The following is a 26202-nucleotide window of genomic DNA, read 5'->3' on the forward strand; positions in this document are numbered from 1 at the left end:
TCGCCGGCCCCTCAGGCCTTGCCGAGCCAGACGTGGGCGAAGTTGTTGCGCGAGTGCGACGACGCGTCGGTCACGTTGCGCAACTGCTTGTCCCACACGCCGAACCAGCGGAACTCGAACAGGCCGATCAGCGGCAGGTCGCGCTGCGCCAGCCGTTGCAGCTCGTTGTAGTGTTCGATGCGCTTCTGTGGATCGGTCTCGACCTGGGCCGCCTCGATGACGCGGTCCATGTCGGGATTCTTGTAGCCGGACACGTTGTACCAGGGGGTGCCGCGCGCCTCCGCCTTGCTCCAGTAGCGCGTCTCCACGCCCAGTTGCGGGTCGATCAATACCGTGCCCCACGAACTGATGAGCTGGAAGTTGTAGTCGGTGAAGACGTTGCGCGTCCAGGTGGCCAGGTCCAGGCCGCGCAGCGTCACGTCGATGCCGATCTTGCGCAGCGCCTGCCGCACGAATTCGCCGGTGCGGCGATAGTCGTCGCCGAACGGGATGTAGTCGTGCGTCAGCGCGAAACGCCAGCCGCCGGCGCCGCGCGGGTAGCCGGCCTCGTCCAGCAGTTTCTCGGCCAGCGCCGGGTCGTAGGGATACTGCTGCACGTTGGGGTTGTGATAGGGCTTGACCAGCGACGGCACCGGGCTGACGAAGGGCTCGGCATAGCCGTTCCACACGGTCTTGACCAGCGCCTGCTTGTTGACGGCGTGCGCAATGGCCTGGCGCACCTTGAGGTTCGACAGGATCGGGTCGCGCAGGTTGGTTTCCAGCCATAGCCAGGCCGCGAAGCCGTTGTAGCCGGCGGTGTCCACCGCCAGCTTGGGCAGTTTGGCGAGCCGGGTGGCGTCGGTGAAGGCGACCGGATTGCGCTCGCCATACGAGACCGCGCCGGTCTCCAGCGCCGTTGCGCGGCCGGAGACGTCGGGCACGATCTTCCAGACGATGCGGTCCAGGAACGGGCGCTCCGGCTGCCAATAGCGCTCGTTGCGCTCGAGCACGATGTAGTTGCCGCGATTCCATTCCTTGAAGACGAACGGCCCGGTGCCCACCGGTTTGTTGTTGTACGGATTGTTCTGGATGTCGGTGCCTTCGAACAGGTGGCGCGGCAGGATCGGCGCGCCCAGCGAGTCGACGGCATTGAGCGCCACCGGGGTGGGCTGCGACAGGTGCAGCACCACGGTGTGGTCGTCGGGCGTCTCGATCCGCTGCAGGTACTGGAACACGCGGCGCGCGCTGGGCGCGTGCTTGAGCCAGACCTCTTCGGCCGACCATTTCACGTCGGCGGCAGTGAACGGCTTGCCGTCGTGCCACAGCACGCCCTGCCGCAGCTTGAAGGTGAGGGTCTTGCCGTCTTCCGATACGCTCCAGCTTTCCGCCAGGACCGGACGCGGCTTCAGGTCGGGGCCGTATTCCACCAGGCCGTCGAAGATCTTGCTCGCGACCGCGCCGGTAGGGGTGGATGAGTTCAGGTAGAAAGCCAGCGTGGGCGGCTCGGGGTGCACCACCGCGTTCAGCACGCCGCCCTTGACCGCGCCGTCCAGCGTGTTCGGCAGGCTCTGCGTGTCGGCATGGGCGGGCGCCATGATCACGTTGGGAAAGAGGGCGCCGACGCCCATCAGCGCGCCGGCGCCCATCAGCCAGCGGCGCAAGGGGTTGACGGTATCCTGCGGCGCGTCGGTCTCGTGCGCCGGGGGGAAGGGCTGGGTCATGCGGATTCCTTCGGTCGTAAGGGGAGCGGCCGCGTCAGGCGGCCAGGCTGGTCAGGGAAGGCAGGTCATCGGGCGCCACGCGCAGCAGGGTGGCGAGCAGTTCGCGCCGCCAGGCGTCGTACAGCGCCACGTGGTTGCGCGTGTCCAGGCCGGTGGCGCGCAGGTTCAGTTGCCAGGAGTCGCGCAGGTAGGGGCCGAGCAGGCGCTGTACGTCCTCGTCGGCCTGGACCAGGCCTTCGGTCCAGTCGTGGCGCTCGCTGTCGCTGGCGCCGGCCAGCTTGCGCAGCCACCATTGCGTGATGCGGATGCGGTGGGCTTCCTCGTCGGGCAGGATGCGGTTTTCGCCGAACTCGCGGTGGCCGAAGTCCAGCACCTTCGCGGTGCGGCGATTCACGAACAGCCGCGCCAGGATGTAGTGCTCGTAGTGGAACTGCCAGGCCAGGAAGTTCTGCCAGTTGCGCAGGGCGAAGCCGCCGACCAGGTCCCAGGCGTCGCGCACGCCCTGCTCGACCTCGGGCCTGACATCGCGGCCCAGCAGCAGGGTGGCCCGCGCCAGCGAGAACTCCGCATGGGCCGCGTCATCGCCAAGTTGGCGCGCCAGCGCGAACTGGAACTCGGTGTCGTCGCGGAACAGGCCGGCGATGGCGTGCGCCGCGACCTGCGTGATGAACAGGTCGTGCACGGTGTTCCAGACGGCGTACTCGCCGGCCGCGCGCCGTTCCTCGGCGCTGGCCAGGTCGCGCGGCGGGTCGTTGCGCGCGGCGGGAATGTTGGGGGCCACCGCCAGGCGGATGTCGTCGAACAGGCGCGCTTCCAGGGCGCCGTCGTAGTCCAGGGCAATGGGCAGATCCAGTTCGGGCATGGGGCGGCGCGGGGCGTTCGAGGAAAAGCTCGACTCTAAGCAAGCGCCGAAGCGCGCCGCAAACACTCTTTCGTGATTTGGATATGCCGGCTCGCGGATCGCTAATAGAGGCGCATGGTGCGATCGCGGCGCATATACCGATTCCAAATATCCGCATGAGAAATCCGTCCTTCCGTGCGTCGCGGCGTGTCGATAGGCTGTTCTTTTCCCCTCCATGCGCACCCTTCCATGCCGCAAGCCGCGAGTTCTTCCCAGCCCATCGATGATGACGACGCGCCGCGCGTCGTGCCCGCCGCCCGCATTCGCGATGACGCCGAAGCCATCGACGCCGCGCGCATCCTCGCCGCCGATTTCGCCCAGGGCGCGGCGCACCGCGACCAGACCCGCAGCCTGCCTTGGCGCGAGATCGAGCGCTATTCGGCCAGCGGCCTGGGGGGCATCACCGTGCCGCGCGAGTACGGCGGCGCCCAGGTGTCGCACGTGACGCTGGCGGACGTGTTCCGCATCCTCAGCGCGGCCGATCCGTCGCTGGGCCAGATTCCGCAGAACCATTTCGGCTCGCTCAACCTGCTGCGGCAGGTCGGCACGCCGGGGCAGAAGCGGCGCTACTACGAGGGCGTGCTGGCCGGCCGCAGGCTGGGCAACGCCGGGCCCGAGCGCCACACCCGCCATGCGCGAGACGTGCAGGCGCGGCTGGTGGCCGATGGCGACGGCTATCGCCTGTCCGGGCGCAAGTTCTATTCCACTGGCGCGCTGTATGCGCACTGGATTCCCACCAAGGCGCTGGACACCGAAGGCCGCCTGGTGACGGTGTTGCTCGAACGGGACGCCGCCGGCCTGACGGTGGTGGACGACTGGTCCAGCTTTGGCCAGCGCACCACGGCCAGCGGCACGGTGCTGCTGGACAACGTGCGGGTCGAGGCGAACAGCGTGCTGCCCGCCTGGCGAGTGCAAGAAGCGCCAGCCTTGCAGGGCCCGTTCGCGCAACTGATGCAGGCCGCCATCGACGCCGGCATTGCCGAAGCGGCCCTGAACGACACTGTCAAGTTCCTGCGCGAGCGCGCCCGGCCCTGGGCCGAGGCCGGCGTCGAACGCGCCACGCAGGATCCCTACGTGATCGGCGACGTCGGCCGGCTGTTCATCGACCTGCACGCGGCGCAGGCGGTGCTGGCCGAAGCCGCGGCGCACCTGGACGAGGCCACCCCGCGCGCGCTGGATGCCGACGACGTGGCCGCCGCGTCGATCGCGGTGGCGCGGGCCAAGGCGTTGACCACGGAAATCGCCCTGGCGGCCAGCGAGACGCTGTTCGAACTGTCCGGCGCCCGAGCCTCGCTGGCGGAGTTCAACCTGGACCGTCATTGGCGCAACGCCCGTACCCATACCTTGCACGATCCGGTGCGCTGGAAATACCACGCGGTCGGCAATTACCTGTTGAACGGGCGCCGCCCCAACCGCCATTCCTGGATCTGATGCCATGACCGAACTCGCCATCTCGACCCTGGCGCCGCGGCGCGCCGCGATCATCGACAGCGACGCGCAAGCGATCGCGGTCGCGCGTGAACTGGCCGCGGACTTCGCCCGCGACGCCGCCGTGCGCGACCGCGAGCGGCGCCTGCCGCTGCCCGAACTGGAGCGCTATTCGCAGTCCGGCCTGTGGGGCATCACGGTGCCGCGCGAGCACGGCGGCGCCGGCGTGTCGCGGGTGACGCTGGCCGAGGTCACCGCGATCATCTCGGGCGCTGACGGCTCGCTCGGGCAGATCCCGCAGAACCATTACTACGCGCTGGAGGTGCTGCGGGTCAACGGCAATGCCGACCAGCAGCGCCGCTTTTACGCCCGCGCCCTGGCGGGCGAACGCTTTGGCAACGCGCTGGCCGAGATCGGCACGCGCACCGCCGCCGAGCGCCGCACGAGATTGTCGGCCGATGGCCGGGGCGGCTGGCGCATCAACGGCAGCAAGTTCTATTGCACCGGCGCGCTTTACGCGCAATGGATTCCCACCGCGACCGTGGGCGAGGATGGCCTGCAGCGGCTCGCCTTCGTGCGCCGCGACAGCCCCGGGGTGGAGGTGATCGACGACTGGTCGGGCTTCGGCCAACGCGTGACCGGCAGCGGCACGGTGCTGTTCCAGGACGTGGCGGTGCCGGACGAGGACGTGATGGTGCTGGTCGACCCTTCCGCGCCGCCCAACACCATCAAGCCGCTGGCGCAGATCATCCATGCGGCCATTGACCTGGGCATCGGCCAGGCCGCCCTGGCCGATGCGCTGGATTTCGTGCGGGAGCGTTCGCGGCCATGGATCGACGCGGGCGTCGAGCGCGCCGCCGATGATCCATTGACCATCAGCGAGTTCGGCCGCCTGTCGATCCGCCTGGACGCCGCCCGCGCGTTGGTGGCGCGCGCCGGCCGCATCCTCGACGTCGCCACCGCCGATCCGCAGCCGCATCTGGTGGCGGCCGCCGCCATCGCCGTGGCCGAGGCCCGCGCCCTGACCACGGAATCGGCCCTGGCCGCCGGCACCAAGCTGTTCGAGCTGGCGGGCACGCAGGCCACGCTCGATCAACTCAATCTTGACCGCCACTGGCGCAATGCCCGCACCCACACGCTGCACGATCCGGTGCGCTGGAAGCGCCACGCGGTCGGCAACTACTACCTGAACGACGCCGCGCCCGGCCGCGTCGGCACCACTTGATTTCCTCGGAACGGTACGCCATGGCGAAAAAGCAGATCCTCCTGAACGCGTTCAACATGAACTGCGTCGGCCACATCAACCACGGCCTGTGGACCCACCCGCGCGATACCTCGACGCAGTACAAGACGCTGGACTACTGGACCGACCTGGCGCGCCTGCTGGAGCGCGGCCTGTTCGACGGCCTGTTCCTGGCCGATATCGTTGGCGTCTACGACGTGTACCAGGACTCGGCCGACCTGACGCTGCGCGAGTCGATCCAACTGCCGGTCAACGACCCGCTGCTGACCGTCTCCGCCATGGCCGCCGCGACCCGCCACCTGGGCTTCGGCGTGACGGTGAACCTGACCTACGAGGCGCCGTACCTGCTGGCGCGCCGCTTCTCGACGCTGGACCACCTGACCGACGGCCGCATCGGCTGGAACATCGTCACCGGCTACCTGGAAAGCGCGGCGCGCGCCATGGGCCTGTCCGAACAGATCGCGCACGACGAGCGCTACGACCGCGCCGACGAGTTCCTGGAAGTGGCCTACAAGCTGTGGGAGGGAAGCTGGGACGACGACGCGGTGCGCGCCGACCGGCGCGCGCGTGTCTACGCGGACCCGGCCGCCGTGCGGCGCATCGATCACGAAGGCAAGTACTACAAGGTCCAGGGCTACCATCTTTCGGAGCCGTCGCGCCAGCGCACGCCGGTGCTGTACCAGGCGGGCTCCTCGGGCCGCGGCCAGGCCTTCGCGGCCCGCCACGCCGAATGCGTGTTCGTGTCGAGCCAGACCAAGGAAGGCCTGCGCAAGCTGGTGGCGGGCGTGCGCGAGTCGGTGGCGCGCGAGGGCCGGGATCCGCGCGACATCAAGTTCTTCATGGGCGTGACGGCGGTGGTGGGCCGCACCGAGGCCGAGGCGCGCGAGAAGCACGCGGAGTACCTGCGCTATGCCAATCCGGAAGCCGGCCTGGCCCACTACGCCAGCTCCACCGGCATCGACTTCTCGCGCTATGCGGCGGACGAACCGATCCGCTACGTGAAGAACAACGCGATCGAGTCGGCGGTGAAAAACCTGACGGTGGCGCGCACCGACCGCACGGTGCGGGATCTGTTGGCCGACATGGCGCTGGGCGGACGCTATCCGGCGCTGGTGGGCAGCGCGTCGCAGGTGGCCGATGAGCTGGCATCGTGGGTCGAAGAGACGGACATCGATGGCTTCAACCTGGCGCGGACGGTGACGCCGGAGTGCTACGCGGATTTCGTCGATCTGGTGGTGCCGGAGTTGCAGGAGCGAGGCGTGTACAAGACGGCTTATGCGGAGGGGACGTTGCGGGAGAAGTTGTTCGGGGCGGGGCGGGCGTTGCTGGCGGGGGGGCATGCTGCTGGGGAGTATCGGCGGGTGGTGGCTTAGTTTTTTGGGGGCTGGGGGCGGAGCTTCGTAGGTCGCCCCTCGGGCGGGCGGACCCGATGGCGGGCGCCCGCGATTGCGGTCCGGAGCGTTCGCTCCGGACTGCCCCATCCTCATCCTCGTCCTCGCCTTCGGCGACTCCTTCGGATTCCGTCGGGCGCATCGAGGTTGCCCGCCATCGGGTCCGCCCGCCCGAGGGGCTGCGTGCGTCTGGGCTTGCCGCGCTGCTGGACCTGTGTGCAGGGAATGGAATCTGCGGGGCTGCCAGTTGCGGCCGCCCGGGCGGCCACAACTGGCGTCTGTTCATTTGAACGTGTTGCGGGTGCGCTGCGCGCTGGCGGCGGGCGGTTTTCTAATGGTTCCGCACGTCAGGGGGGAGGGGCGGTGGTGGTCGGCGCGGCATCAGACATGTTGCGCGTGACGACCTCTCGCGCCGACCACAAACAGGCGTGGTGCGGGCGGTGTTTCATTGGCGCATGATTGCGATGTGCCCACGCCGCCAGGCTGCTCGTGCTGAATCGGCGGCATGTTACGCATGACGCGCCCTCCCGCCGGGAGTGTCATAAATTTTGTGTTTGAGGCCTAACATACCGCTCAAGGAGCATGTGTATGGCCACAAAGAAGAGACTTCCCCTGCGCGAGTTGCCGTCGATTCCGGCAGACCTGGTAGATCAATTCGTTAAAGGCCCGATGACCGCGGAGGCGGTGCAGGACCTGTCGATGGCGTTCAAGAAGGCGCTGATCGAGCGGGCCCTGGGGGCTGAGCTTGGACACCACCTGGGCTATGCCCAGGGCCAGGAGCGCCCCGAGGAGGCGACCAACCAGCGCAATGGCAAGAGCCCCAAGACGGTGCTTACCGACGACGGCCCGCTGCGCGTGAACATTCCCCGGGACCGCGACGGCAGCTTCGCCCCGATCCTGATCCCCAAGCACGAACGTCGCTTTACCGGGTTCGACGACAAGATCATCGCGATGTACGCACGCGGGATGACGGTGCGCGAGATCCAGGGGTTCCTGGCCGAGCAGTATGGCACTGAGGTCTCGCCGGAGTTCATCAGCTCGGTGACCGACGCAGTCATGGACGAGGTCACCGCCTGGCAGACCCGGCCGCTGGAGACGATGTATCCGGTGGTGTTCTTCGATGCTCTACGAGTCAAGATCCGCGAGGATGGGGTGGTGCGCAACAAGGCGGTGTACCTGGCGCTGGGTGTGCTGCCAGACGGCACGCGCGACATCCTGGGCTTGTGGATCGAGCAGACCGAAGGCGCCAAGTTCTGGATGAAGGTGTTCAACGAACTGAAGACCCGCGGCACGCAGGACATCCTGATCGCGGTCACCGACGGCTTGAAGGGCATGGAGCAGGCGCTGAACGCGGTGTTCCCAGCCACGACGCTGCAGACCTGCATCGTGCACCTTATCCGCGCCAGCCTGGACTATGCCAGTTGGAAGGAGCGGCGCACCGTGGCAGCGGCGCTCAAGCCCATTTACACCGCACCGACCGTCGAGGCAGCACTAGCGGCCCTGGCAGAGTTCGAGCGGGGGCCGTGGGGGCAACGCTACTCGCCGATCGTGGATGCCTGGCGCCGGGCCTGGGACCGCGTGATCCCGTTCTTTATGTTCCCGCCGGCCATCCGCAAGGTGATCTATACCACCAACGCCATCGAGAGCATCAATGCGCAGTTGCGGCGCGCGGTCAAAACCCGGGGCCACTTCCCTAGCGACGAGGCGGCCACCAAGCTGCTCTGGTTGGTACTGCGCAACATTACCGAGGCCTGGGGAGGTGCCACTCATGATTGGAAAACCGCCATGAACCAGTTCGCCATCATTTATGCCGAACGCTTCACCGACCCGTATCGCTGAGATAGCATCAACAAGCCTGACCGATCCTCGGCCAGGCGTTTAATGCCTTAAACACAAAAATACTGACACTCCCCTCCCGCCGACCACAAGCCGTCGGGATGCCAACAGACTATCAATAGCAGACGATTCCGCCGTCCCCACACGCGAGAGCGCCATCATCCCGACGCAAGACATCGCGTAAGCCGCAAAAGGCCGCCCGCGCGGCCGACTTGCGGTGGGCCCCGCAAGACCCTCTTCTCCAGCTCCGATGTGCGCCAACACGCCAAGCACACAGACCGTCCCAACGCCCGAGGCTAAATTTCATCGCGAGCGCGTGGCGGGGTCGGTGGGGGATGGCGGGGCGTGTAGATGCGCCCGAGGGAATCCGTAGGCAGCCGCCGGCAGGCGGCAACGAGGATGACGAAGGGGCAGTCCGGAGCGAACGCTCCGGACCGCAATCGTAGCCCCGCCATCCCCCACCGACCCCGCCACGCGCGCCTTAAGAACTCAAACCTCCCGGCCCCCCAAAAAAAACAAAACCCCCAGCAATAACGTCATATTTCCAAAACGACAAAACAACCCCAACCACCAACCCACAACACATATCCTCATACCCACTAAGTATTTTTCCCAAGGATTTCGCAATGACAGAATCCAGTCATCCCATTCGAATCCCGTCGGAAAAAACACGATGTCCTTCACCCGCCACCTGCTCACCGCCGCCACCCTCGCCCTGGCCCTGACCAGTACGGCCCACGCCGACGCGCAAGAGAAAAAGACCATCACCGTCGGCATCTCCGTCGGCACCACCGAAAAGATCTTCGACGTCGTCAAGCAGGTCGCCGCCCGTGAAGGCCTGGAGATCAAGCTGGTCAAGTTCAACGACTACCAACTTCCGAATGCCGCCCTCAACGCCGGCGACCTCGACGCCAACGCCTTCCAGCACAAGCCCTTTCTCGACAACCAGATCAAGGCGCGCGGCTTCGACATCGTGCCCGTCGGCCTGACTGTCACCGCGCCGCTGGGCTTCTACTCGCGCAAGATCAAGTCGCTCAACGACCTGCCCGAAGGCGCGTCGGTGGGCATCCAGAACGATCCGTCCAACGGCAACCGCGCCCTGCGCCTGCTGGCCGCCTACAAGCTCATCACCCTCAAGCCGGAGGCCGAGCAGAAGAACAACGCCACTCCGCTGGACGTGGTGTCCAACCCGCGCAAGCTCAAGCTGGTGGCGCTGGACGCGGCGCAGCTACCGCGCTCGCTCGACGACCTGACGGCGGCGTCGATCAACAACGATTACGCCACCCAGGCCGGCCTGGTGCCGGCGCGCGACGCCATCGGCCGCGAGGCCGCCGACGGCCCTTATGCCAACGTGATCGCGGTGCGCACCAAGGACCGCGACCAGCCCTGGGTCAAGAAGCTGGTGGCCGCCTACCAGTCGCCCGAAGTCCGCACCTTCATCGAAACCGAATTCAAGGGCTCGCTGATTCCCGCCTTCTGAGCCGGCCTGCGCCGCGCACGATTCTCCAACGCAACACCGGCATCCAACATGAGCATTCTTACCCTGGCGGGCAGCCCGTCGCAGCGTTCCCGTTCCTCCGCACTGCTGCGCCATGCCGCGCAATTGCTGCGCGCGCGTGGGTTGGGCATCAGCGAGCTGGGCCTGCGCGACGTGCCCGCCGAAGACCTGGTCGAAGGTCATTACGCCGGGCCGGCGGCCCATGCGCTGCGCGCCCGCGTGGCGGCGGCCGACGCCGTGCTGATCTCGACGCCGGTCTACAAGGCCTCGTTTTCCGGCGGCCTGAAGGCCGTGCTGGATCTGTTGGACGAGAAGGCGCTGGCCGGCAAAGTGGTGCTGCCGATCGCCACCGGCGGCAGTCCGGCGCATTTGCTGGCGCTGGAATACGGACTCAAGCCGGTGCTGTCGGCGCTGGGCGCGCGCCACATCCTTGCCGGGGTCTACGCCACCGACAAGCAGGTGCGCGTCGATGATGATGGCGTCAGCCATATCGATGACGACGTGCGCACGCGGCTGGAGGATTCGGTGGAGCGCCTGGCCGAGCAGCTGCGCCCGCGCGGCGTGGTCGTCAATGAAGCCTTCGATCTCGGCCGACTCGCGCTCGCGGGCGGCTTCAGCGTCTGAACCAAAAAAAGGGGTTTCCATGCGCAGCATGATCTGGATCTCGCGTCTTTCCGTCCTCCGCTGGCTGGCGGCGCTGCTGTGCGCGGCGTTGCTGTGGCCCGCCGCGCAGGCGCAGGACGCCAAGACGTTGCGCATCGGCTTCCAGAAGTACGGCACGCTGACCATCGTGCGCGCCCTGGGCGACCTGGACAAGCGACTGGCGGCGCAGGGCATCACGGTGAAGTGGACCGAGTTTCCCGCCGGCCCGCAGTTGCTGGAAGGACTGAACGTCGGCTCGATCGACTTCGGCACGGTGGGCGAGGCGCCGCCGGTGTTCGCGCAGGCCGCCGGCGCGGCGCTGGTGTACGTCGGCAACGAACCGCCGTCGCCCACCAGCGAGGCAATCCTGGTGCCCAAGGATTCGCCGATCAAGAGCGTCGCCGACCTGAAGGGCAAGAAAGTCGCGCTGAACAAGGGCTCCAACGTGCACTACCTGCTGGTCAAGCAGCTCGAGCGCGCCGGCGTGCCCTATGCCGACGTGAACGTGGCCTACCTGACGCCGGCCGACGCCCGCGCGGCGTTCGAGCGCGGATCGGTCGACGCCTGGGTGATCTGGGATCCGTTCCAGGCCGCGGCCGAGAAGCAATTGGGCGCGCGCGTGCTGGCCGATGGCACCGGCGTGGTCAAGAACTACCAGTTCTTCCTGGCCGCGCGACCGTACCAGCAGGCGCATCCCGAAGTGATCCAGACCGTGCTGGAGGAAATCCGCAAGGGCGACCTGTGGGCCCGCGATCATCGCGCCGAGGCCGTGACGCTGCTGCAGCCGGTGCTGGGATTGGACAAGGCGGTGGTCGAACTGGCCGCCGAGCGGCTGGCCTACGGCGTGCAGCCGATCACCCGGGAAGTGCTGCTGGAACAGCAGCAGGTGGCCGATGCGTTCCACGCGCTCAAGTTGATTCCCAAACCCCTCAACGTGTTCGACGCCGCGCCGTCGGGCCTGAAATAGACAAGGGCAGGCATTCCATGGACGTCTTCTGGTTCATTCCCACCCACGGCGATTCGCGCTATCTCGGCACCAGCCGCGGCGCGCGCGCGGCCGGCTACGACTACTTCCGCCAGGTGGCGGTGGCCGCCGACACGCTGGGCTACGACGGCGTGCTGCTGCCCACCGGCCGCTCCTGCGAGGATGCGTGGGTGGTGGCGTCCAGCCTGATCGGCGCCACGCGCCGCTTGAAGTTCCTGGTGGCGATCCGCCCCGGCGTCAGCTCGCCGCAGTTCTCGGCGCGCATGGCCGCCACTTTCGACCGCCTGTCCGAAGGGCGGCTGCTGGTCAATGTGGTGACCGGCGGCGACCCCGGCGAGCTGGAGGGCGACGGGGTCTTCGTCAGCCATGACGAGCGCTACGCCATCACCGCCGACTACCTGCGCATCTGGCGCGGCATCCTGGAGAACAGCCACGAGGCCGAGGGCTACAGCTTCGAAGGCGAACAACTGGTTTCCAAGGGCGGCAAGGTGATCTACCCGCCGGTGCAGAAGCCGTATCCGCCGCTGTATTTCGGCGGCTCATCGGAGGCCGCGCACGAACTGGCCGCCGAGCAGCTCGACGTGTACCTGACCTGGGGCGAGCCGCCCGAGGCCGTGGCGAAAAAGATCGCCGACATCAAGGCGCGCGCCGCGCGGCATGGGCGCACGGTGCGCTTCGGCATCCGCCTGCATGTCATCGTGCGCGAGACCGAGGCGGCCGCCTGGGCCGCCGCCGACGCCCTCATCAGCCACCTGAGCGAGGACGCCGTGCGCGCCGCGCAGACGGCATTCTCGAAAATGGATTCCGAAGGCCAGCGCCGCATGGCGGCGCTGCACGGCGGCAAGCTCAACGACGAGCATGGCGGCCGCAAGCACCTGGAGATCTCGCCCAACCTGTGGGCCGGCGTCGGCCTGGTGCGCGGCGGCGCGGGCACCGCCCTGGTGGGCGATCCCGAGACCGTGGCCGCGCGCATCCAGGAATACGCCGACCTGGGCATCGAGACCTTCATCTTCTCCGGCTATCCACACCTGGAAGAGTCGTACCGCTTTGCCGAGCTGGTGTTCCCGCTGCTGCCCGGCAAGGGCGGCAAGCAGGTCGGCAACACGGTGCTCACGGGGCCGTTCGGCGAGGTCATGGCCACCGAACTGGTGCCCAAGGAAGCGGCCAGTTGATGGCCGACGCCCGCAAGCCCGGCGGCTGGCGCGCGGCGCTGGCGCCCTGGCTGGTCCCCGCCCTGATCCTGGGCCTGTGGCAACTGGCCGCGCAGGCCGGCTGGCTGTCGTCGCGCATCCTGCCGGCCCCGTCGGCGGTGGCGGCCGCGGCCTGGTCGCTGGCGGCGTCGGGCGAGCTCTGGCAGCACGTGCGGGTGAGCGCGCTGCGGGCGCTGTGGGGCCTGCTGCTGGGCGGCGGGCTGGGCCTGGCGCTGGGCTTGCTGAACGGTTCCTCGCGCACTGCCGAGACCTTGCTGGACACCACCTTGCAGATGATCCGCAACATTCCGGTGCTGGCGCTGATTCCGCTGATCATCCTGTGGTTCGGCATCGAAGAGACCGCGAAGCTGGCGCTGCTGTCGCTGGGCGTGTTCTTCCCGGTCTACCTGAATACCTTCCACGGGATCCGTTCGGTCGATCCGGCACTGATCGAAATGGGGCGCTCCTACGGCCTGACGGGCTGGCGCCTGTACCGCGACGTGATCCTGCCGGGCGCGTTGCCGTCGATCCTGGTCGGCCTGCGCTTCGCGCTGGGGCTGGTGTGGGTGATCCTGATCGTGACCGAGACCATCTCGGCGCAATCGGGCATCGGCTACATGACGATGAACGCGCGCGAATTCCTGCAGACCGACGTGGTGCTGCTGGGCATCCTGCTCTACGCGCTGCTGGGCAAGGTGGCCGACACCCTGGCGCGGTTGCTGGAGCGCCGCCTGCTGCGCTGGAACCCGGCCTACCGGCCGGCCTGACCCGCCTTACCGACGAAGAGATTCCATGGCCAAGATCCAGACCGACCCCGATACTGCACGCGCGCCTGCCGCCGGCGCCGCGCCGGCGCGCGCGGCCGACGACATCCCGCGCGCCGTCCAGGCCCTGGCCGATCAACTGGCCGCCACCGCCGTCGAGCGCGACCGCCGGGGCGGCCACGCCGCGGCCGAGCGCGAACAGATCCGCGCCAGCGGCCTGCTGCGCCTGTCGGTGCCGACCCAATACGGCGGCGCGGGCGCGAACTGGTCGACCGTGCTGGCGGCGGTGCGCACGCTGGCCGAGGCCGACAGCGCGCTGGCGCACGTGTTCGGCTTCCATCATCTGCAAGTGGCGGGCGTGCTGCTCTATGGCACGCCTGAACAGCACGCGTATTTCCTGAAACCCACGGTCGAACGCAATCTGTTCTGGGGCAATGCGCTCAATCCGCTGGACCGGCGGGTGGTGGCGCGGCCGGAACTGGACGGCTACCGCATCGACGGCGTCAAGAACTTCAGCTCCGGCTCGGTCGGATCCGACCTGCTGACGTTCTCCGCCTGGCACAAGGCCTCGGATACGGCGTTGATCGCCGCGCTGCCGACCCGCGCCGAGGGCATCACCGTCAATCCCGACTGGGACGCCTTCGGCCAGCGCCAGACCGACAGCGGCACCGTGCGCTTCGACCACGTGCGCCTGGAGCCGGTGCAGGTGCTGCAGGCGCCTGGCGTCGCGCCCACGCCGCGCGCCACGCTGCGCTCGCAGGTGGCCCAACTGATCATGACCAACCTGTACCTGGGCATCGCCCGCGGCGCCTTCCGCGAAGCGCGCCGCTATGTGCGCGATGACGCCCGGCCCTGGTTCGCGTCGGGCGTGCAGCGCCATGCCGACGACCCCTACGTGCAGGAGCGCTTCGGCGAATTCTGGCTGCGGGTGCAGGCGGCGCAGGCGCTGGCCGACCTGGCTGGCCAGCGGCTCGACGCGGCGTTGGCCCGCGGTCCGTCGCTGACCGCCGACGAGCGCGGCGAGGTGGCGGTGGCCGGCGCCCAGGCCAAGGTGCTGGCGCATCGCGCCGCGCTGGAGGTGGGCAACGGCCTGTTCGACGTCACCGGCGCCTCGTCCACCGCCGCGCGCTATGGCTACGACCGCTACTGGCGCAACGCGCGCGTGCACACCCTGCACGACCCCGTGGCCTACAAGATCCGCGACCTGGGCCGCTACGCGCTGCTGGACCAGATCCCCGAACCCACCGCGTATTCCTGATGCGCATGACTCTCACCCTGATTCGCCGATGACCGATCTTTCCTCCCTACCCGAACCGGCCTCGCTGCCACAGCCGCTGATCCGGCTGGACGCGGTGAGCAAGTCGTTCGCCACCCGCGCCGGACGCTTCGACGCGGTGCGCGACGTGTCGCTGTCGATCCGCGCCGGCGACACCTTCGGCATCATCGGCAAGAGCGGCGCCGGCAAGTCGACGCTGCTGCGCCTGATCAACCTGCTCGAACGCCCCGACCAAGGCACGGTGCGGGTCGGCGGCACCGAGCTGACCGCGCTTGGCAAGCCGGCGTTGCGCGCCGCGCGGCAGAACATCGGCATGATCTTCCAGCAGTTCAACCTGCTGCAGAATGAGACCGTGTTCGAGAACGTGGCCTTCCCGCTGCGCGTGCATGGCGGCCGCGGCCGCGAGCAGGTCGCGGCGCGGGTGCGCGAGTGCCTGGAGATTGTCGGCCTGACGGACAAGACCGCCAGCTATCCCGCGCAGCTTTCCGGCGGCCAGAAGCAGCGCGTGGCGATCGCGCGCGCGCTGGCCAGCGAGCCGGCGGTGCTGCTGTGCGACGAGCCGACCTCGGCGCTCGACCCCGAGACCACGCGCTCGGTGCTGAGCGTGCTGCGCGACATCAACAAACGCCTGGGCGTGACCATCGTCATCGTCACGCACGAATTGGCGGTGGTGCGGGCGCTGTGCCGCCACGTCGCCGTGATGGAGAACGGCCAGGTGCTGGAGCAGGCCGAGATCTCCGGCGCCGGCGTGCACCTGACCTCGGCGCTCGGCCGCGAGCTGATCCGCGAAGCCACCCATCCCTATGAAGAGGTCGCCTGATGCTGGACACCTTTGTGCAATTGCTGCCCGAACTGGGCGTGGCGGTCGGCCAGACCTTCCTGATGCTGGGCATCGCGCTGGCCGCGTCGATCCTGCTGGGCGGACCGCTCGGCGTGCTGGTGTTCCTGACCGGCCCGGGCCAGTCGCTGGACCGCCCGCTGGCGCACCGGCTGCTGAGCTGGACGGTCAATACCGTGCGCTCATTCCCCTTCATCATCCTGCTGGTGGCGCTGGTGCCGTTCACCCGCGTCATTGCCGGCACCTCTATCGGCCCGGTGGCGGCGGCGGTGCCGCTGTCGTTCGCGGCGATTCCGTACTTCGCCCGGCTGGTCGAGCAGTGCCTGCGCGAAGTGCCGCGCGGCGTCATCGAGGCCGCGCACGCCGCCGGCGCATCCGAACTGCAGATCGTGCGCCGGGTGCTGCTGGTGGAAGCGCGGTCCGGGCTGGTGCTGGCCCTGACCGTGCTGGCGGTGAGCTTCCTGTCGTATTCCGCGGTGGCCGGCGTGGTGGGCGGCGGCGGCATCGGCGACCTGGCCATCCGCTATGGCTATTACCGCTTCCAGACCGACGTGATGGTGCTGACCGTGGCGCTGCTCGTGGTGCTGGTGCAGATCATCCAGTTCGCCGGCAATACCGTCGCGCGACGCATCGACAAACGCTGATCCCGAGAGGAATCCCATGTCCGTCAAACGCAATCTCCTGAGCCTGGCGCTGGCCGCCGCCGTCCTGTCGCTGTCCGGCGCCGCGCTGGCCGCCGATCCCGCCAAAAAGGAAATCGTCTTCGGCGCCACCGCCGGCCCCTACAGCGACCAGATCAAGCTCGGCATCAAGCCGATCCTGGAGAAGCAGGGCTACACCGTGCGCATCGTCGAATTCAACGACTACGTGCAGCCGAACTTCGCCCTGGCGCAAGGCGCGCTGGACGCCAATGCGTTCCAGCACATCGTGTACCTGCAGAACTTCGCCGCCAAGAACAAGCTGGAGCTGTCGGAGCTGGTCAAGGTGCCGACCGCGCCCATCGCCATCTACAGCCGCAAGTACAAGAGCGTGGACGCCGCGCCCGAGGGCGTGAGCGTGGCGGTGCCGAACGATCCCACCAACCAGGCGCGCGCGCTGGTGGTGCTGCAGGAGCTGGGCTGGATCAAGCTGCGCGAAGGCTACGACCCGTTGCGGGTATCGGAGAAGGACGTGGCCGTGAACGTGAAGAAGATCAAGCTTATCCCGCTGGAGGCGGCGCAGTTGCCGCGCTCGCTGGAGGACACCGACTACTCGTTCGTGAACGGCAACTTCGCGCTGGCCTCGGGCCTGAAGCTGACCGAGGCGCTGGCGCTGGAGAAGACGACCCCCACCTACCAGAACCTGGTGGCGGTGCGCACGGCCGACCTGGACAAGCCGTTCGTCACGGACATCGCCGCGGCCTACGCCTCGCCCGAGTTCCTGGCGGTGACCGAGAAATCGTTCGCCGGCTTCGTCAAGACCGACTATCAGCAGAAGCTGGCGGCGTCCCGCTGAGGACGCGGCGCCCGGAGGCCACGCCATGTTCGTCAACCCCAACGAGTTCGAGCTGTTGCAGCACCTGGACGTGCCCGGGCGCGGTGAACGCGAGCCGCAGGCCGCGGACGCCGTGCCGGCGCGGTCCGCGCTGCGCGTGACCTTGCGCCAGCTTTCCAAGCGCTATGGCGAGCGCCAGGTGCTCAAGGGGCTGGACCTGGATATCGCGCCGGGCGAGTTCGTGGCGGTGGTGGGACAGAGCGGCTGCGGCAAGAGCACCCTGCTGCGCCTGCTGGCCGGGCTGGAGACGCCCAGCGCGGCGCAGGGCGGCGTGCCGTCGCGCTCGCCGGTGCTGTTCGACAACTTTCCGCAATGGTCGGCCGACAGCCGGGTCCGGATGATGTTCCAGGACGCGCGCCTGCTGCCGTGGAAAAGCGTGGCGCAGAACGTGGCGCTGGGCCTGCCCGGGCAGGCGCGGGCCCAGGCGGCCGAGGTGTTGCGCCAGGTCGGCCTGGGCGACCGCGGCGGAGACTGGCCGGCGCAACTGTCCGGCGGCCAGCGCCAGCGCGTGGCGCTGGCCCGCGCGCTGGTGCACCGGCCGGGCCTGCTGCTGCTGGATGAGCCGCTGGGCGCGCTGGACGCGCTGACCCGCATCGGCATGCAGCAACTGATCGAGGACATCTGGCGCCGCGACGGCTTCACCGCGGTGCTGGTAACGCACGACGTGGGCGAGGCGGTGGCGCTGGCCGACCGCATCCTGGTGATCGACGAGGGCCGCGTGGTGCTGGACGAGCGCGTCGAACTGGCGCGGCCGCGCGCGCGCGGCTCGGTCGCCTTCGCGGCGCTGGAGGCGCGGGTGCTGCGGGTGGTGATGAAGCAGGAGGCGCCAGCGGCGGCGGACAGGCCCCTTGCGCCGGTCATACAGATACGGCACCTGCGGCTCGCGGTCTAGGCCGCGGCCGCCTGTGCGGTTTTCCCGGCAAGCGCCGCCCCGGCGCGAGCGGGACCCAACGGAAATCCTTCCATTTTTTCAGGAGCAGGACCATGAGCATTCAATCCATCAACGCCCGCAACCAGTTCCGCGGCAAGATCAAGGAAATCATCCTGGGCCCGGTGGTCTCGGAGGTCGACGTGGACACCCCCGCCGGCATCGTCACGTCCGTCATCACCACCCGCTCGGTCAAGGAACTCGACCTGCAGGTGGGCACCGAGGTGCTGGCCTTCGTCAAGGCCACCGAGGTTTCGGTCGCCAAGCTGTAGGCGCCCGCCGCCGAAATCGGCGCTTGTCCGGCGCCGGCTTCGGTATATATTGTCTGCGCGGTATCCGGCGGTTCACTCCAGGTTTGTGGCTTTTGCGTTGCGATCACGGAGAACGGGAAATGCGTCGACTGCAAGCGTGGTTCCTCGGCTGTCTGTGCCTCGGGTTGGCGATCTGCCTGCCCGCCACGGCGCAGACCAAGCTGGACAAGGGGCAGCTGGACCAACTGCTGGCGCCGGTGGCGCTCTACCCCGACTCCCTTCTGTCACAGGTCCTCATGGGGGCCACCTATCCCGACGACATTGCCGCCGCGGCGCAATGGTCGGCCGCGCATGCCGGCCAGTCGGGCGACGCCGCCGTCAAGGCCGTCGAGAGCGAATCCTGGGATCCCAGCGTCAAGTCACTGGTGGCGTTTCCATCGGTCATGGACATGATGGGGCGCCAGCCCGCCTGGGTGAAATCGGTGGGCGACGCCTTCCTGGCGCAGCCTGACGCCGTCATGGACTCGGTGCAGCGGCTGCGGGCTCAGGCCAAGCAGGCCGGCAACCTCAAGAGCACGCCGCAGCAGAAGGTCACCTCGACCGATACCGGCGGCAAGACCGTGGTGGTGATCGAGCCGGCCGATCCGCAGGTGATCTACGTGCCCAGCTACAACCCCACCGTGGTCTATGGCGCCTGGCCGTATCCGGCCTATCCTCCCGCCTATTACCCGCCGCCGCCGGGCTCGGTGTTCGCCACCTCGCTGGTGGCCGGCATCGGCTTTGGGCTGGGCGTGGCCGCGGTCGATTCCCTGTGGGGCGGTTTCGACTGGGGCCACAACGACGTGGACATCAACGTCAACCGCTACAACAACATCAACGTCAACCAGCGCATCAACGCCGCCAACATCAATGGCAACCACGTCGCCTGGCAGCACAACGCCGCCAACCGCGGCAACGCGCCCTACGCGGATGCGGCCACTCGCCAGAAGTTCGACGGCCAGCGCCAGGCCGGGCTGCGGAACCGGACGCAGGGACGGCCCACGCCTGCGCCGGGCTCGCGCGACGCGGCCCGCGAGCGCGCCGCGCAATCGTTCCAGGGACGCACCGGCCAGCCCATCGAAGGACACACCGGACCGCGCGGCGGCAACCTGGGGCAGGGCGGCGCGGGCACGCGGGCCCAGGGGCCGGGCCACCTTTCGGCGCAGGACCGGCAGGCGGCGGCGCAGCGGCAGCGCGCCGACGCGGCCGCCGCGCGCGACCGCGCCCGCGTCAACAACGGCGGCAGCGCCCTGCGTGACGCCGGCAATGGCGATCGCATGCGGCAGCAGGTGCAGCGCGGCGGCGAGTCCCGGGTCGCGCCACGCGGCGGGGGCGGAGGCTGGCATGGCGGAGGCGGCGGTCATATCGGCGGCGGTGGCGGACATTTCGGCGGACGGAGGTAGTCACCATGATCAGCGGAGTTTCGATGATGAACGCGTTCGTCCGTGCCCCCGGCCGGTGGTCGCGCCGGGCCGCCAGCGTCGCTTGGCTGGCGCTGGCGCTGCTGGCCACGCCCGTCGCGGCGCAAAGCGTCTATCCCACGCCCGAGGCCGCGGCCGATGCCTTTGGCGAGGCGCTGGCCACCAGCGACCCCGTGGCCCTGGCCAAGGTGCTGGGGCCGGACCATCGCCATATCGTGCCGGGCGGGGTCGGGCAGGACGATGTCTATCGTTTCCTGGCGGCCTGGTCCCGCAAGCACGAGGTGGTGGCCGACGGCGAACGGCGCGCCTGGCTGGGCGTGGGCGATTCGGGCTGGACCATGCCGGTGCCCATTGTGCGCGTGGCGCGGGGATGGCGCTTCGATCCAGCCGCCGGCAAGGCGGAGATCCAGCGGCGCAGCATCGGCCGCAACGAATTGAACGCCATCGACACCCTGCGCGAGTTGCAGGCGGCACAGGCGCGTTACCGCGACGGCGTGGGCCAGGGCCGCTACGCCGACCGCCTGGTGAGCCGGCCAGGCACGCTGGACGGACTGTACTGGCCTGAACTGCCCGGCTACCCGCCGCAGGCCTTCGGCCCCGATGCGCTGGCGATGGGACCGGACGTGCCGGTGGCGGACGCCTACTACGGCTATCGCTACAAGGTCCTGCCCGGTCGCGACGGGCAGGACTACGGGATCTTGGCCTGGCCCGCGCGCTACGGGCATACCGGCATCCGCAGTTTTGTTATCGGGGCGCGGGGTGGGGTGCGCGAGGCTGACCTGGGCCCGGCCACGGCGCGCCGCGCGGCCACGCTCCAGGGCACCGATGTGTCGTTCGGAACCTGGAACAACATCACGCCGCAACCCATTGGCGCCAAATGATTTTTTACGATTGTTGCAGGTGTGGCGGCGCGAGCGTTGTAGCCGTGCCGCAACCTGGCTGTCGCATGGCCCGGACGGTCGGATTTACGGTTTTTTGACAGGCGGCTATGCCAAAATGGCGAGCGCTGGGATCGGTGCCCGATCCCCTTTTGTCGGACCTGGAAATTGAATCCCTTGCATTTTGTCCGCTGCGCCATCCTGGGCGCAGGGATGGCGCTCAGCGCCGCCGCGGCGTCGGCCCCGATCTTCGTCCTGAACTCCCTGGACGCCAACGTCAGCATCGTCGATCCCGCCACGTACACGGAATTGCGGCGCGTCCCCACGGGCAAGGAACCGCACCACCTGTATCTCACGCCTGACAAGAAGTCGCTGATGGTGGCCAACGCCACCGGCGACTCGATCACGCTGATGGATCCCAAGACCGGCGAGGTGCAGCGCACCCTGACCGGCATCGTCGATCCCTACCAGTTGCAGTTCTCGCCGGACATGAAGTGGTTCGTCACGGCCGCCAACCGCCTGGACCACATCGACATCTACGCCTGGAAGCCGCTGGAAAAGGGCTTCGACCTGAAACTGGTCAAGCGCATCCCGGCCGGCAAGACGCCCAGCCACATCATGATCGACGCCAAGAGCACCACGGCGTACGTCACGCTGCAGGACAGCGACCAGCTCATCGCCATCGACCTGGCCACGCAGACGCCCAAGTGGACCGTCTCGGTCGGCAAGACCCCGGCCGACGTGTTCCTCACGCCCGACCAGAAAACGCTGCTGGTGGCGCTGACCGGCGATTCCTACGTCGAGGCCTATGACGTCAGCAAAGGCCCCGCCAAGCTGATCTCGCGCATCAAGACCGCCGCCGGCGCGCACGCCTTCCGCGCCCAGGGCGACCAGCGCCACCTGTTCGTCAGCAACCGCACCGCCAACTCCATCAGCCGCATCGACCTGCAGACGCTGGCCGTGGTCGACACCTTCCCGGTGCCGGGCGGCCCCGATTGCATGGACGTGCTGGCCGACGGCAAGACCCTGCTGGTCACGTCGCGCTGGGCCCGCAAGCTCACCGTGGTCGACCTGGAGCAGAAGAAGGTCGTCAAGCAGGTCAACGTCGGCAAGTCGCCGCACGGCGTCTGGACGCTGAACCATGCGGCGACCCGCTAAACGGCAACTGGCCGCCGCCGTCTGCCTGGCGCTGGCGGCGCAGGCCGCCACGGCGGCCCCCGCGTCCTGTGACAAGCCGGTCTACCTGACCTTCGATACCGGCCACATGGGCGTGGCGCCGCTGATCGCCGACGTGCTGGCGCGCCACCACGTCAAGGTCACGTTCTTCCTGGCCAACGAGCGCACGCTGACCGACGGCAGCAGCCTGGACGACCAGTGGGCGCCGTGGTGGAAGGCGCGCGCGGCCGAGGGCCACGCGTTCGGCTCGCACACCTACGACCACGTCTACTGGCAGGGCGACCTGCCGGACGGCAAGTTCCGCGTCAAGCCCAGCGCCGGCCCCGACACGGGCAAGCGCGAGACCTGGACCGCCGAGCAGTACTGCGCCGAGATCAAGCGCTCCGCCGCCCGCTTCACGCAGATGACCGGCAAACAGATGCTGCCGCTGTACCGCGCGCCGGGCGGCAAGACCTCGCCGGCCCTGTTGCGCGCGGCCAAGGCCTGCGGCTTCGAGCACGTGGGCTGGGCGCCGGCCGGCTTCCTGGGCGACGAACTGCCCAGCGACAAGTACCCCAACGCCAAGCTGCTGGACCAGGCGCTGCGCACCATCAAGCCCGGCGACATCCTGCTGGCCCACCTGGGCATCTGGTCGCGCCAGGACCCCTGGGCGCCCGCCGTGCTGGAGCCGCTGATTGAAGGCCTGCAGCGCAAGGGCTATTGTTTTGCCACTTTGGATACGCATCCCGCCTACCGCGACTGGATCGCCACGCATCACTGATCATGGATACGCTTAGTCAATGGTTCGGGAACTGCCAGCAATGGCTGTTCGAAACCCTGGTGCAGCCGGCGCTGTTCCACCTGGGCCTGAGCAATTTCATCGAGGACGGCTACGACGCCACCATGTGGCTGCTGGTCGGCCTGCTGCAGGTGGCCGTGCTGCTGCTGGTGTTCGGCCCGCTGCAGCGCCTGCGCCCGGTCGAGCCGGTCACCGACCGCCGCCAGATCGGCATCGACGTGCTCTACACGCTGATCCATCGCCTGGGCGTGTTCCGCCTGGCGCTGTTCTTCACCATCGATCCGTTCTGGGACAGCATCTTCGGGCAGTTGCACATCTGGGGCTTCGCGCCGTTCCAGCTCGACCAGTACTGGCCCGGCGTGACCGACCAGGCCTGGGTCAGCCTGATCATCTACCTGCTGCTGTTCGACCTGGTGGACTACCTGTACCACCGCGCCCAGCACCGTTTCGCCTGGCTCTGGGCGCTGCACGCGGTGCACCACAGCCAGCGCCAGATGACCATGTGGAGTGACGACCGCAACCACCTGCTGGACGACATGCTGCGCGACGTCGTGGTGGTGTTCGTGTCGCAACTGGTGGGCGTGCCGCCCGCGCAGTTCGTGGCGATCGTGGCCATCACGCAGCTTGCGCAGAGCTTCTCGCACGCCAACCTGCGCATGCACTTCGGCGCCATCGGCGAACGCCTGCTGGTCAGCCCGCGTTTCCACCGCCATCACCATTCCATCGCCTATGACGCCTCGACGCCGGGCCCGGCCGGCGGCTACAACTTCGCCGCGCTGTTCCCGGTCTGGGACGTACTGTTCCGCTCGGCCCGCTTCGGCGTCGGCTATGGCCCCACCGGCATCCATGACCAGCAGCCGGAACTGGGCGGCCGCGACTACGGCCAGGGCTTCTGGTCGCAACAGTGGCTCGGCCTCAAGCGCATGGTCGGCCGCGACCGCGAACCGGCCATGACGGCGCCACCGTCGCGCCCGCCGGGCGCGGCCGAAGGCGCGTGACGCGCCGCGTTGCGCCGTCGCCAAAAAAAACCGGGCCTCAAGGCCCGGTTTTCATGTCCGCTCACCTGCGACCTGGACGCCGCTCATCGCAAGAATAGCCGCCCGCCCGCCGGGCCGCCCCAAGGGCGGGCAGCCCCCTCGGGGGGCAGCTAGCGTGCGAAGCGCGCGCGGCGTGGGGGCGTTCACCCCTCATGGGTGGTTTCGCGCTTGATTTCGTCGTGGCGCCGTTCCATTTCCTGGCGCAGCTCGCGGCGCAGGCGGGCGGCTTCGAAGCGCTGCCTTTCCTCGAGGTTGCGCGGCGCCAGCGGCGGCACCGCGGTGGGGGCGCCGTTGTCGTCCACCGCCACCATCGTGAAGTAACAGCTATTGGTGTGGCGCACCAGCTTCCTGCGGATGTCCTCGGTGACCACCTTGATGCCGATTTCCATGGAGGTGCGGCCGGTGTAGTTCACCGCCGCCAGGAAGGTCACCAGCTCGCCGACGTGGATCGGCTCGCGGAACACGACCTGGTCGACGGACAGCGTCACCACATACTGGCCGGCGTAGCGGCTCGCACAGGCGTAGGCGACCTGGTCCAGGTACTTGAGGATGGTTCCGCCGTGCACATTGCCTGAAAAGTTCGCCATATCGGGCGTCATCAGGATGGTCATCGACAGTTGGTGGCTAAAGGCTTCGTCCATGGCGGGCGTTCTACTCGGCGACAAAACGCCTATGGTAGTGGCGAAACCCTGTCATATCGCCGTCCCCAGCAGGTTTGTCAGGGTTTCTTCGCGGGCGCGGGCGTCGGAGGCTGGGCGGCTGGCGCCGGCTCCGGTTGCGCCTCGGGTTCGGGCGCCGGCTCGTCGCGCACCGCGGGCGGCGGCGTCCACAGCCCGTCCAACAGAGCCGGGCCAGCGCCGTAGGCGCGCAGCAGCACGTAGACCGGGCCGCTGGCCGCCAGCGGCAGCCAGTTGGCCTGGGCGCCGGGCTCCGGCGCGGCGCGGCTGAGCACCAGGTCGAGCGAACCGTCGGCGTTGTATTGCAGCGGATCGCGGCTCCCCAGCGAGTAGCGGTCCACCGGATTGGCCATGGGCAGGCCCGAGCCGTCATAGGCGGCCAGCGACCACAGGCCGCTGGCCGGCGGCAACTGGCCGCTGTCGAAATGCAGCACATAGCGATGCGCGCCATCCAGCGGTCGGCCCAGGCTGTCGGCCGCCAGCAGCAACGCGGTCAGGTCCTCGGGCAGGCCCGAGCCCGGCTGGGCCTGGGCGGCCAGCGCGCGGCGCAGGTAGGCATTGCCGTAGACGCCCAGGCTGGCCGTCTCCAGTTGCCAGCCGTTGACGCTCTTGAGGGTGGCGCCAGCGGCGGCTTCCATGCGTTCGCGCGCCTCGCGCAGGCCGCGGCGCAGGCCCTGCTTGACCGGGTTGTCGAGCTTGTCGAAATCGAACGGCCGGCCGGGGATCAGCCCGACCCGGCGCAGCTTGGCCAGCACCGGCTGGTCGGTGGCGTGCGGCGGGTTGCGGCGCAGCAGCTCGGCGGCGCGGACGAAAAAGGCGTCGGTCGGCATGGCATCGACCTGCTCGCGCACCGGGGTCTTCAGATCCAGGGACGGGTCGGCCTTGATCCGCTGCGATTGCGGCGGCAGGTTCCATTGCGCCAGCGGGGTCAGCGTGAAGCCGTCCTGCAGCGCGTTGACCGCGGCGTACTCGGCCGGGCCGTCGGCCTGGATCAGGACGCGGGCCCAGACGTAGGCGGTGGGCGCGTCGATGCGCGGCATGCCGGAGGGCAGCGTGCCGCTCCACCCCGGCGGCACGATCGCCGTGTTGCCGCGCGCCGTGCCGGTACTGCGCTTGCCCAGCGTGGCGAAGGCGTCGTTCCACATGTCCAGCAGGGTCAGGGTGTAAAGGCGGCCATGGCTGTCAGGCGTCGACAGCACCACGGGACCCGCCGTCAGGTCGAGCCAGGCGGCGCTGCGCAGCATGTCGGGGTTGGCCCAGGGCGCGGCTGCGCCGGGGCGGGGCAGGGTGCGCGTGTGCTGGAAGGTGTTGGCGGGCGCGCCGTCGGCGCCTTGCGCGGGGTGCGTGAACTGGCGCCGGGTCAGGTCGAGGGTCAGCAGCGGATAGAAGTACAGATAGCCTTCCATCGCCGCTTCGCGGGCGGACTCGGTGGCGGCGGCGGGGCTCAGCGCCGGCGTGGCGGTCGCGGGGACGGGCGCCAGGCTCGGGGCGGCCAGCGACAGGGACAGGGCCAGGGGGGCAAGACGGCGCATCGGCGCTCCAACGGGAATGCGGGACGGGCGGAAAAGCGGGCCGGAACCCGCCGTCGGCAATGGTAGCAGTCTCGCGATCATCCAAAATCCGCGAAAAACGCCGATCCTGGGCGTAAATCGTTCTCATTGACCGATTTTGCGTTCCGGGGACGCAAGGCATGGCAACTCGCCCGCGCTGCGCCTATACTTGCTTGCAAATCCTTGGAAATCGTAGGGCTTTTCCCCGGACCGGCCCGCGCTTTCCCCTTATTCACCCGGAG

The 26202-nt window shown here is 68.6% G+C and carries 24 protein-coding genes; 20 read left to right on the forward strand and 4 right to left on the reverse strand.

The window, feature by feature from the left end:
• Positions 1–11: 11 nt before the first annotated feature.
• On the reverse strand, positions 12–1700 hold the full coding sequence (locus tag AAID08_RS01560) for an ABC transporter substrate-binding protein (protein ID WP_395757287.1): 1689 nt from the start codon (positions 1698–1700) through the stop codon (positions 12–14).
• 34 nt (positions 1701–1734) lie between these two features.
• Positions 1735–2562: a hypothetical protein gene (locus tag AAID08_RS01565; protein ID WP_081273589.1), complete on the reverse strand. Its 828-nt coding sequence runs from the start codon at positions 2560–2562 to the stop codon at positions 1735–1737.
• A 228-nt stretch (positions 2563–2790) separates the two neighbouring features.
• Between AAID08_RS01565 and AAID08_RS01570 the strand changes: the two genes are divergently transcribed.
• From AAID08_RS01570 to AAID08_RS01665, 20 genes are all read left to right on the forward strand, one after another.
• Positions 2791–4032, forward strand: a complete 1242-nt coding sequence (locus AAID08_RS01570) for an SfnB family sulfur acquisition oxidoreductase (protein ID WP_107316270.1) — start codon at positions 2791–2793, stop codon at positions 4030–4032.
• A 4-nt stretch (positions 4033–4036) separates the two neighbouring features.
• On the forward strand, positions 4037–5254 hold the full coding sequence (locus AAID08_RS01575; protein ID WP_175143678.1) for an SfnB family sulfur acquisition oxidoreductase: 1218 nt from the start codon (positions 4037–4039) through the stop codon (positions 5252–5254).
• A 20-nt stretch (positions 5255–5274) separates the two neighbouring features.
• Positions 5275–6645, forward strand: coding sequence for an LLM class flavin-dependent oxidoreductase (locus tag AAID08_RS01580; RefSeq protein WP_020925504.1), 1371 nt, complete (start codon positions 5275–5277; stop codon positions 6643–6645).
• A 606-nt stretch (positions 6646–7251) separates the two neighbouring features.
• Positions 7252–8502 carry an IS256 family transposase gene (locus AAID08_RS01585; protein WP_395756634.1) on the forward strand — a complete coding sequence of 417 codons (1251 nt, stop codon included), beginning with the start codon at positions 7252–7254 and terminating at the stop codon, positions 8500–8502.
• Between the two features lie 670 nt (positions 8503–9172).
• Positions 9173–9979, forward strand: coding sequence for a MetQ/NlpA family ABC transporter substrate-binding protein (locus AAID08_RS01590; protein WP_054517921.1), 807 nt, complete (start codon positions 9173–9175; stop codon positions 9977–9979).
• Positions 9980–10027: 48 nt separating this feature from the next.
• Positions 10028–10621 (forward strand): NADPH-dependent FMN reductase, encoded by a 594-nt coding sequence (gene ssuE, locus AAID08_RS01595; protein WP_054419216.1) that lies wholly within the window; start codon positions 10028–10030, stop codon positions 10619–10621.
• A gap of 19 nt (positions 10622–10640) precedes the next feature.
• A complete protein-coding gene (locus tag AAID08_RS01600) occupies positions 10641–11606 on the forward strand; it encodes a sulfonate ABC transporter substrate-binding protein (RefSeq protein WP_395757288.1) in 966 nt (321 codons plus the stop codon).
• A 17-nt stretch (positions 11607–11623) separates the two neighbouring features.
• Complete coding sequence (ssuD, locus tag AAID08_RS01605) at positions 11624–12796, forward strand: FMNH2-dependent alkanesulfonate monooxygenase (protein ID WP_054434985.1); 1173 nt, start codon at positions 11624–11626, stop codon at positions 12794–12796.
• A complete protein-coding gene (gene ssuC, locus AAID08_RS01610) occupies positions 12796–13581 on the forward strand; it encodes an aliphatic sulfonate ABC transporter permease SsuC (RefSeq protein WP_116792706.1) in 786 nt (261 codons plus the stop codon). The genes ssuD and ssuC overlap by 1 nt, the downstream gene beginning before the upstream one ends.
• Positions 13582–13606: 25 nt before the next feature.
• The gene (locus AAID08_RS01615; protein WP_054499505.1) at positions 13607–14836 is read left to right on the forward strand and encodes an acyl-CoA dehydrogenase family protein; all 1230 of its coding nucleotides are present in this window, start codon (positions 13607–13609) and stop codon (positions 14834–14836) included.
• A gap of 28 nt (positions 14837–14864) precedes the next feature.
• The gene (locus tag AAID08_RS01620) at positions 14865–15674 is read left to right on the forward strand and encodes a methionine ABC transporter ATP-binding protein (RefSeq protein ID WP_144656657.1); all 810 of its coding nucleotides are present in this window, start codon (positions 14865–14867) and stop codon (positions 15672–15674) included.
• Positions 15674–16336, forward strand: a complete 663-nt coding sequence (locus AAID08_RS01625) for a methionine ABC transporter permease (RefSeq protein WP_006387310.1) — start codon at positions 15674–15676, stop codon at positions 16334–16336. The genes AAID08_RS01620 and AAID08_RS01625 overlap by 1 nt, the downstream gene beginning before the upstream one ends.
• 16 nt (positions 16337–16352) lie before the next feature.
• Positions 16353–17186 carry a MetQ/NlpA family ABC transporter substrate-binding protein gene (locus AAID08_RS01630; RefSeq protein ID WP_395757289.1) on the forward strand — a complete coding sequence of 278 codons (834 nt, stop codon included), beginning with the start codon at positions 16353–16355 and terminating at the stop codon, positions 17184–17186.
• Positions 17187–17211: 25 nt separating this feature from the next.
• Positions 17212–18117, forward strand: coding sequence for an ATP-binding cassette domain-containing protein (locus tag AAID08_RS01635; protein ID WP_395757290.1), 906 nt, complete (start codon positions 17212–17214; stop codon positions 18115–18117).
• Positions 18118–18209: 92 nt separating this feature from the next.
• Positions 18210–18425 carry a molybdopterin-binding protein gene (locus AAID08_RS01640; RefSeq protein ID WP_006227327.1) on the forward strand — a complete coding sequence of 72 codons (216 nt, stop codon included), beginning with the start codon at positions 18210–18212 and terminating at the stop codon, positions 18423–18425.
• A gap of 119 nt (positions 18426–18544) precedes the next feature.
• Positions 18545–19846, forward strand: coding sequence for a DUF3300 domain-containing protein (locus AAID08_RS01645; protein WP_144656660.1), 1302 nt, complete (start codon positions 18545–18547; stop codon positions 19844–19846).
• A gap of 23 nt (positions 19847–19869) precedes the next feature.
• Positions 19870–20745, forward strand: a complete 876-nt coding sequence (locus AAID08_RS01650) for a DUF2950 family protein (protein WP_395757792.1) — start codon at positions 19870–19872, stop codon at positions 20743–20745.
• Positions 20746–20955: 210 nt separating this feature from the next.
• Positions 20956–21900, forward strand: a complete 945-nt coding sequence (locus AAID08_RS01655) for a YncE family protein (protein WP_395757793.1) — start codon at positions 20956–20958, stop codon at positions 21898–21900.
• The gene (locus AAID08_RS01660; RefSeq protein WP_054503646.1) at positions 21884–22678 is read left to right on the forward strand and encodes a polysaccharide deacetylase family protein; all 795 of its coding nucleotides are present in this window, start codon (positions 21884–21886) and stop codon (positions 22676–22678) included. The genes AAID08_RS01655 and AAID08_RS01660 overlap by 17 nt, the downstream gene beginning before the upstream one ends.
• 2 nt (positions 22679–22680) lie before the next feature.
• Positions 22681–23694 (forward strand): sterol desaturase family protein, encoded by a 1014-nt coding sequence (locus AAID08_RS01665; RefSeq protein ID WP_175167237.1) that lies wholly within the window; start codon positions 22681–22683, stop codon positions 23692–23694.
• A 182-nt stretch (positions 23695–23876) separates the two neighbouring features.
• Here AAID08_RS01665 and AAID08_RS01670 read toward each other — a convergent pair whose 3' ends face one another.
• Together AAID08_RS01670 and AAID08_RS01675 are read right to left on the reverse strand one after the other, a co-directional pair.
• Entirely contained in the window at positions 23877–24374 is a 498-nt protein-coding gene (locus AAID08_RS01670; RefSeq protein WP_054503644.1) for an acyl-CoA thioesterase, read from the reverse strand.
• A gap of 77 nt (positions 24375–24451) precedes the next feature.
• Positions 24452–25942 (reverse strand): DUF1254 domain-containing protein, encoded by a 1491-nt coding sequence (locus tag AAID08_RS01675; RefSeq protein ID WP_395757291.1) that lies wholly within the window; start codon positions 25940–25942, stop codon positions 24452–24454.
• Between the last annotated feature and the right edge of the window lie 260 nt (positions 25943–26202).

The sequence above is a fragment of the Achromobacter sp. EB05 genome (assembly GCF_044232075.1).
GTDB lineage: Bacteria > Pseudomonadota > Gammaproteobacteria > Burkholderiales > Burkholderiaceae_B > Achromobacter > Achromobacter dolens.